The organism is Methanobrevibacter sp. UBA212, assembly GCF_905233225.1.
GTDB lineage: Archaea > Methanobacteriota > Methanobacteria > Methanobacteriales > Methanobacteriaceae > Methanocatella.
In genome coordinates this window covers 1-6919 of the sequence record NZ_CAJODJ010000065.1, presented here as the reverse complement: position 1 = coordinate 6919, position 6919 = coordinate 1, and the positions used below count along the sequence as shown (strand labels likewise).

Below are 6919 nucleotides of genomic sequence, written 5' to 3'. Positions count from 1 at the left end.
AGTTATTGGGTACTGTGCCCCCAATTCTGAGCCCAAGACTTTTTTAGGCAAGGTCAAAGGTGAAATCGCAGTTGAAGAAAGAGGAGATTTAGGATTCGCATTTGATCCTTTATTTTATGTTCCTAGTGAAGGCAAGACCTTCGGAGAACTTACAACTGATGAAAAAAACCAATTTTCACATAGGAAAAATTCATTAAAAAAATTTATTGAATGGTATTCCAGTCAAGAATAGCATTATTTTCTGTTTATTGGGCTTATTTAAGATTTAAAAAATTTAAAGAGGTTTATAATATGGCAAGACCAGAATGGGTAACTTACAGTGATGAAGAATGATTTTAAAATTTAACAGAGAAGGTAAAAGTACTTCCGAAATCGGTATTATCTTAAGGGATCAATACGGAATTCCATCAGTTAAAGACGTAACTGGTGAAAGAATCACTCAAATCTTAAAAAGAAACGGTCAAGCTGGAGAATACCCAGAAGATTTATTAAACTTAATTAAAAGGGCAGTTAACATCAGAGACCACTTAGATGAAAATCCTAAGGATTTACACTCCAAAAGAGGATTAACTATCATTGAAGCAAGAATCAGAAAATTAGCATCTTACTATGTAAGTGAAGGTGCATTGCCAGAAGGTTGGAGATATAATCCAAAAGAAGCAGCACTCCTTGTTAAATAGAGCTGACGAAGCTTGCAATATGCTTAAGGAGCATATTGAAAATGATAGCGTTATCAGAATAATTTCTCATAACGATGCTGATGGTATATCAGCCGCAGCAGTTATAGCGAATGCTTTAGCCGAAGAGGACGTTCAGTTCCACACAACAATCCTTCCCCGTCTGAAAGAGGAAAACGTAAATCAGCTTAGAAGCGAAAAGTATGATTTGTTCATCTTTTCAGACATGGGAAGTCCATTCATTAAGGAATTCAACTCCTATAAGCATGATGTTATAGTTGCTGACCACCACCAGGTGGATGATACTGCTTCTGAAAGCAATGTGGTCCACTTGAACCCTCATCTGTTTGGAATTGATGGAAGCCGTGATTTGTGCGGTGCAGGTTCAGCTTATCTGACTGTTCGTGGCCTTGACAAAAAGCATTTGGCCTATTTTGCACTTGTTGGTGCATTTGGCGATATGCAGGGTCAGGACGGTTTTACAGGCATGAACAAGGAAATTTTAAAGGATGCACAGGAAAGCGGCATTGTTGAAATCAATGAGGGATTGAAAACAGTTTCAAAAGCAACAGAACCTGTTTTCAAGTCACTCGCTTACACTTTTTCACCACCATTGCCTGGAATCAGCGGAGATTTGGAAGGCTCTCAGGAATTTCTCGAAAAGATGAATTTGTCATACGGAATCAAATTCACCGACCTTGAGGATGAGGAAAAGGACCTTCTGAAGGATGCTTTGATTACTGTCAATCCTGAAATCTTTGGCGATTGTTATGTTGTCGCTAAAGAGACACCGTTGCTTCGTGATTTGGAAGAGTATTCATATATTCTCGATGCCTGCGGCAAGAACAAAAAACCTGGACTTGGTTTGAGCATTGCCCTTGGCGAAAGGGGTCCTGCACTTGATGCGGCACAAAGGCTGCAACGCCAATACCGTGACCAGATAGTCAAGGGCCTTGAATGGATCAAGAAGAATGGTGCCGAACAGCTGAATTCCGTCCAATACCTATATTCTGAAGATAAGGTATTGAAATCAGTGATGGGTACAATTGCAAGTATAGGCCTGTCAGTCGAGCTGTTGGACGCATCAAAGCCGGTCATCGGAATGTCAAGGCTTCACAAGGACATCAAGATTTCCGGACGTACAACCCGTGACATGGTTGCAAAAGGCGTGAACTTGGGCAAGGCTCTCAAGGATTCATCAAACAACTTCATGGGAACCGGTGGAGGACATGACATTGCCGCCGGTGCAATGATACCTTATGAGGCAAAAGACCAGTTCCTGCACTTGGTGGATGAAATGGTCGAATATCAATTGAGTAATGATTAATATGTTTTTAACAAAAGAAGAACAGGAAATGTGTGACGGAGAGTACGGAGAGACTATCCGTAAAAGCATGGATATCCTAGTTGCCCTAGGCGATATCTACGGCGCTTCCGGATTGGTTGACATCACTTCTGCTCAGGTATCAGGCGTTTCCTATAAAACTATTGGTGATGCAGGTTTGGAATATCTGCAGGACCTGGCACGTGACGGAAGCGGAAAGGCAACAATCAATGCCTCACTCAATCCTCCTGGAACCGATTTGGACAACTGGGAAGAGCTAGGTTTTCCAAGGGATTTTGCGATAAAGCAAAATGAAATCGTAGATGCCTATGCAGATTTGGGAATTTCAAAGACATGCACCTGCACTCCGTATTTGGTTGGTAACGTTCCAAGATTCAGGGATCACGTATCATGGTCCGAATCATCTGCTGTAGCATATGTTAACTCAGTAATCGGTGCTCGCACAAACCGTGAAGGAGGACCGGCTGCACTTGCGGCCGCTATTGTCGGCAAAACTCCGCTTTACGGATTCCATTTGGATGAGAACAGAAAGGCCAATCTTGTTGTTAATGTTTCAACCGAGCTAAAAGGTGCTGATTTCGGTGCATTGGGCTACATTATCGGTAAGGTTGTTGGAGGAGGAGTTCCATACTTCAAATTACAGAACGTCCCAAACAACAATAATCTGAAAACCCTGGGTGCGGCTCTTGCGTCATCAGGTTCAGTTGCACTTTATCACATGGAAAACATCACTCCGGAATATGAACTGGCCGGAGAGGAAGATGTCGAAGACATAATGTTCATTTCCGATAAGGAAATTGCTGAAACCCGTGAAAGCCTCTCAACAACAGACAGGGAAATTGATCTGGTCTGTTTGGGCTGTCCTCACGCATCACTTGAAGAGATTAAGGAAGTTGCATCTGTCGTTCAGGGCAAAACCATTAAGAACAAGTTATGGATCTGCACATCAGTGAGCGTAAAGGCAACAGCCGACAGAATGGGTTACACTCAAATCATCGAATCTGCAGGCGGAAATGTCGTATGTGACACCTGTATGGTTGTAGCTCCAATCGAGGACATGGGCTTTGAGGTAATTGGTGTAAACTCCGCAAAGGCAGCAAACTATGTTCCGTCAATGTGCGGACTTGACGTTGTCTATGATGATGTTGAAAATCTTGTTAAATTCCAATGAGCATTCTTTCAATGCTCAAAACTATTTTTTTTGAAACTTTTTTTCGCTGATTTATTTTTTTCCTGCATTCCAAAATATTAAATTAAATAACATAAATAAATTATAACTAGAAATTGTGAGGAAGACCACTTATGAATTATTTAGTTGTTGGTGCCGGAAATGCAAGCAGGCCGGTTGCAAGGCTGCTTAATTATTTAGGACATAAAGTTATTATTACTGATTTAAAGGAACTTTCAGAGTTCAAGCCTATTTATCAGACATGGCTGCATAAAATGGAAGATGAAGGAATAATTTTGGATTTGAAAAATCCTGAACCTACCTTGGATGGCATAGAAGCGGTTTACATGCCTCCCACCTTACCTGACGATGCGCCAATAGCAAAACTGATTGCAGACAGTGACGTTAAGGTTTTGACCAATGAAGATTTCTCACAGATGGTCAATGAACTTGTTCCTGTGGATATTGTTGGAATAACAGGGTCCATGGGTAAGACCACAACAACAATGCTCATTACAAGCGTTTTCAATGCAGCAGGATATAACGTATGGTCCTGTTCCTCACTTGCAAACAATCTGGTTTCAGAAACAATCATTGACGGTATAGTAACAGGCAAGGCTCAAAACTGTGACATTGCCATTTTTGAACTTCCTCACGGCACATTGGGCCTTTTGAATAAACTGGATATTAAGATTGGAGTTTTATCATACCTCACCAAAGAGCACCTCAACGAATTCGGAGGCTCTTATGAAAAGTACCTTTTACGCAAATTGATCATTCAGGACATAAGCGAAACATTCATAGCCAACAGCGAATGTGCGAATGAAACAGATTTGCTTAGGGACGACACCATTTTTTATACAATGGACGATGATGTCGACTTTAAGGGGACAATGGGAGACAAATCACTGACCGTCACATATGACGGAGGTGAATTCACCACCCCGTTCCATATGATGAGCTACTTCTTTGAAAATGCGGTTGGAGCCGCAGCTGTCGGCATAAACTATGGAATCAGTGAAGATGATATCATTAAAGCCCTATCAACATTTAAAGGTCTTTCAGCACACATGGAGGACTATGGCGATTATAACGGAAGGCAAGTCATTATCGATGCGGCATTCCTGCCTGACGGTATAAGGGCTACCCTTGATTACTTTGAAGGCGAAAGCCTTGTGGTGTTCCTGGATCACTTTGACACATCCTGGGTGAGGGACAAGGCCGAAGTTGGCAGAATCCTTGATGAATACGACAACATCAAGGCGGTGCTTGCAAGCGGTTTCGATGAATCCATTCAAAAGACAGAGATTCACATTGCCTATGAGATTTTGGATGCAATAACAAATGAAAAGATGATAAAGGTTGCAACCGACACTCTGGAAGAGGCTGCCGAGCTGTCATTCAAGTATTCCGAACCAGGAGATATCATATTGCACATGGGACCACTCATATCATTTGACAGGGTCAATATACTAAACAAAATCATGAAAGGACTTAAGGACGGGAGCAGAAAGTATGAATAAGAACACAACCTTCGGGGTCATTGGCGTTTGCGGAGCAAACGGTAACCTGATAGCAAGAGTACTTAAGCAAAGGGGCTACGACGTTGTAGGAACAGATTTGGCGTTTAAAAAAGATTGCAGATTCGCAAAATCCCTGGAAGGTTATGACATTGAAGTTTTTTATGGAAACACTCCAGATACATTTTTTAAAAAAGCAGATTATGTTATTCCACCTTTAAGCTTACCGGAAGATGCCGATATAATTAAAAATTGTAAAAAACCTATTTTAAGCTTGGAAGAAGTTATTGAAATGATTAAGCCTGAAAAGCCGGTATTTGGAATAACCGGTACCAACGGCAAGACAACCTCAACAACCCTCCTGAAGCTGATTGCATACGACAACGGAATAAAGCCCTGCGAACATGACCTTGAAGGAATGCAGGGAAATGCCGAGTTCATTCCGATTCTCCAGTCAAGATTGAATGGTGATGTGGGAATATTGGAGGTCGGAACCTTTGGAATTCCCGGAACCGTTGGAAGGATAGTAAAGAACACCGGCATGTCAAGCGGACTGATTACCAACATCACTCCAGACCATCTGAATGACCTTGGAAGCTTTATGGATTATGCTAACGTCAAGGGAGAATTCATAAAGGAATTGGGAATCGGACAGCTGATTGTCAACGGACATGACCCGACAATTATCGGATTGCTTCGTGAACTTGATTTCAAGGGTGAAGTTATCACATTCGGTGTTGATGAGCTTCCGGACTCAATAGGCATGAAGGAATGTGTCTGCGGACGTGAAGTCGCTGTAAAGGAAATAATCTCTGGTTGCGGATATTACTTCTGCCAATGCGGAGTTACAACCCCTCAGGTCGACTATATTGCAACAAACGTGGATTTGGCAAACAGGAAATTTGACCTGCACACTCCAACTGAAAAACTGACTGTCAAGATGGGAGTGGATGGACTTCACAATGTCTACAATATCACAGGAGTCATCATTGCGGCTCATGAGTTTCTGGACCTGCCTTATGAGAAGATATTGCCTACCATTGCGGCTTTCACCGGCGTAAGCGGAAGGATGGAAGAGGTCGGCAAGGTTAAGGGCAAGGACATTTTCGTTGACTATGCACACAATCCGGCAGGTGTCGAAACCGTGCTGAAGGAATTCAAAAAGCTGTTCGGCGACTTTACAACGGTGATAACAGTCTCATCAGAATCCGGTCAGGTCGGTGACATAGACATATTCAACAGCGTCCTGAAATTTTCAAAGTTCATTGTGCCTGCTTCTGTGGCTTCACAAAAGATAGCGCTTGATAAGTTAAGGGACAATCCCAAACTCAATGACAGAATCTTTTTGAACCATGTCGATGACTTTGAAAAGAGAGGAACCCTGGGGGCTTCAGAAGAGGAAGTTCGCGACGGTTTGAGAAAAGCTTTAAACCTTGACTGTGAAATGGTGATAGCCATCGGCGAAGCCGCCACCAAATTCAAGGACATCGTTTTTGAATTATAGTAATGCTGTGGCATTACACTTATTTTTACTATTTTTTATAAATAAATATTGATTTAATCCTGTTAAATTGCTTTGGATTGTAAAATTGCCTTCATTTTCAATAAAAACTTTATAAATTTTGTTAATTATACTAATATCTGCATAAAGTTTTTGTAATGTTATTTAACATACATTGGTGAAAATATGAATCGTGTTATACATGATATATACGACGTGATTTTGAAGATTATCATACTTGTGTATGGGGAAGATTTTTTAAGTTTCATTGGCATTAACAAAAACATTAAAGAAGTGTTGAAGACGGAATTTGTTACATTAAAAGGCAATAAATTATATTTGGACTTCTTGTGTTTGCTGGATGATGATACCTTGTGCCATATCGAGTTTCAATTTCCAAAGGCAAGACCTAACGATTTGGATAGGTTTTTTGACTATAACATTGTCACACAGGTTACACAGGGAGCATTGACAGAAACAATAGTAATCAATTTCACCTCTAAAAAGTTTTCAGAAAAAATCAGGAGAATTGGCAGGTCCAAATGTTTCAATCCCGATTATGTATATCTGGGTGATATAGATTATGCAGGATATTGGCGAAATATTAATTTGAACCACCCCATCCTATAGAGGATGGGGATTCCTGAATTTTTTTCACTTAATAATGGTTAATTTAAGTATTTTTTCAGGCTATCCCCGTTGAACCAG

6 protein-coding genes and 1 pseudogene are annotated in these 6919 nt (G+C 41.0%); all 7 read left to right on the top strand.

The window, feature by feature from the left end; translation table 11 throughout:
* Positions 1 to 232: non-canonical purine NTP pyrophosphatase (locus QZ138_RS11040; RefSeq protein WP_292889073.1), on the top strand; the 232-nt coding region annotated here is incomplete at its 5' end.
* Between the two features lie 59 nt (positions 233 to 291).
* Positions 292 to 680 (top strand): annotated as a pseudogene (locus tag QZ138_RS11035) (30S ribosomal protein S15).
* On the top strand, positions 670 to 2004 hold the full coding sequence (locus QZ138_RS11030) for a DHH family phosphoesterase (RefSeq protein WP_292889072.1): 1335 nt from the start codon (positions 670 to 672) through the stop codon (positions 2002 to 2004). The pseudogene QZ138_RS11035 and the gene QZ138_RS11030 overlap by 11 nt, the downstream one beginning before the upstream one ends.
* A 1-nt stretch (position 2005) precedes the next feature.
* Positions 2006 to 3193: an aconitase X catalytic domain-containing protein gene (locus tag QZ138_RS11025; RefSeq protein WP_292602482.1), complete on the top strand. Its 1188-nt coding sequence runs from the start codon at positions 2006 to 2008 to the stop codon at positions 3191 to 3193.
* 131 nt (positions 3194 to 3324) lie between these two features.
* Positions 3325 to 4713: a Mur ligase family protein gene (locus QZ138_RS11020; protein ID WP_292889071.1), complete on the top strand. Its 1389-nt coding sequence runs from the start codon at positions 3325 to 3327 to the stop codon at positions 4711 to 4713.
* Positions 4706 to 6214: a Mur ligase family protein gene (locus QZ138_RS11015; RefSeq protein ID WP_292889070.1), complete on the top strand. Its 1509-nt coding sequence runs from the start codon at positions 4706 to 4708 to the stop codon at positions 6212 to 6214. The genes QZ138_RS11020 and QZ138_RS11015 overlap by 8 nt, the downstream gene beginning before the upstream one ends.
* Positions 6215 to 6397: 183 nt before the next feature.
* Positions 6398 to 6841, top strand: a complete 444-nt coding sequence (locus QZ138_RS11010) for a hypothetical protein (protein ID WP_292889069.1) — start codon at positions 6398 to 6400, stop codon at positions 6839 to 6841.
* Positions 6842 to 6919: the final 78 nt, after the last annotated feature.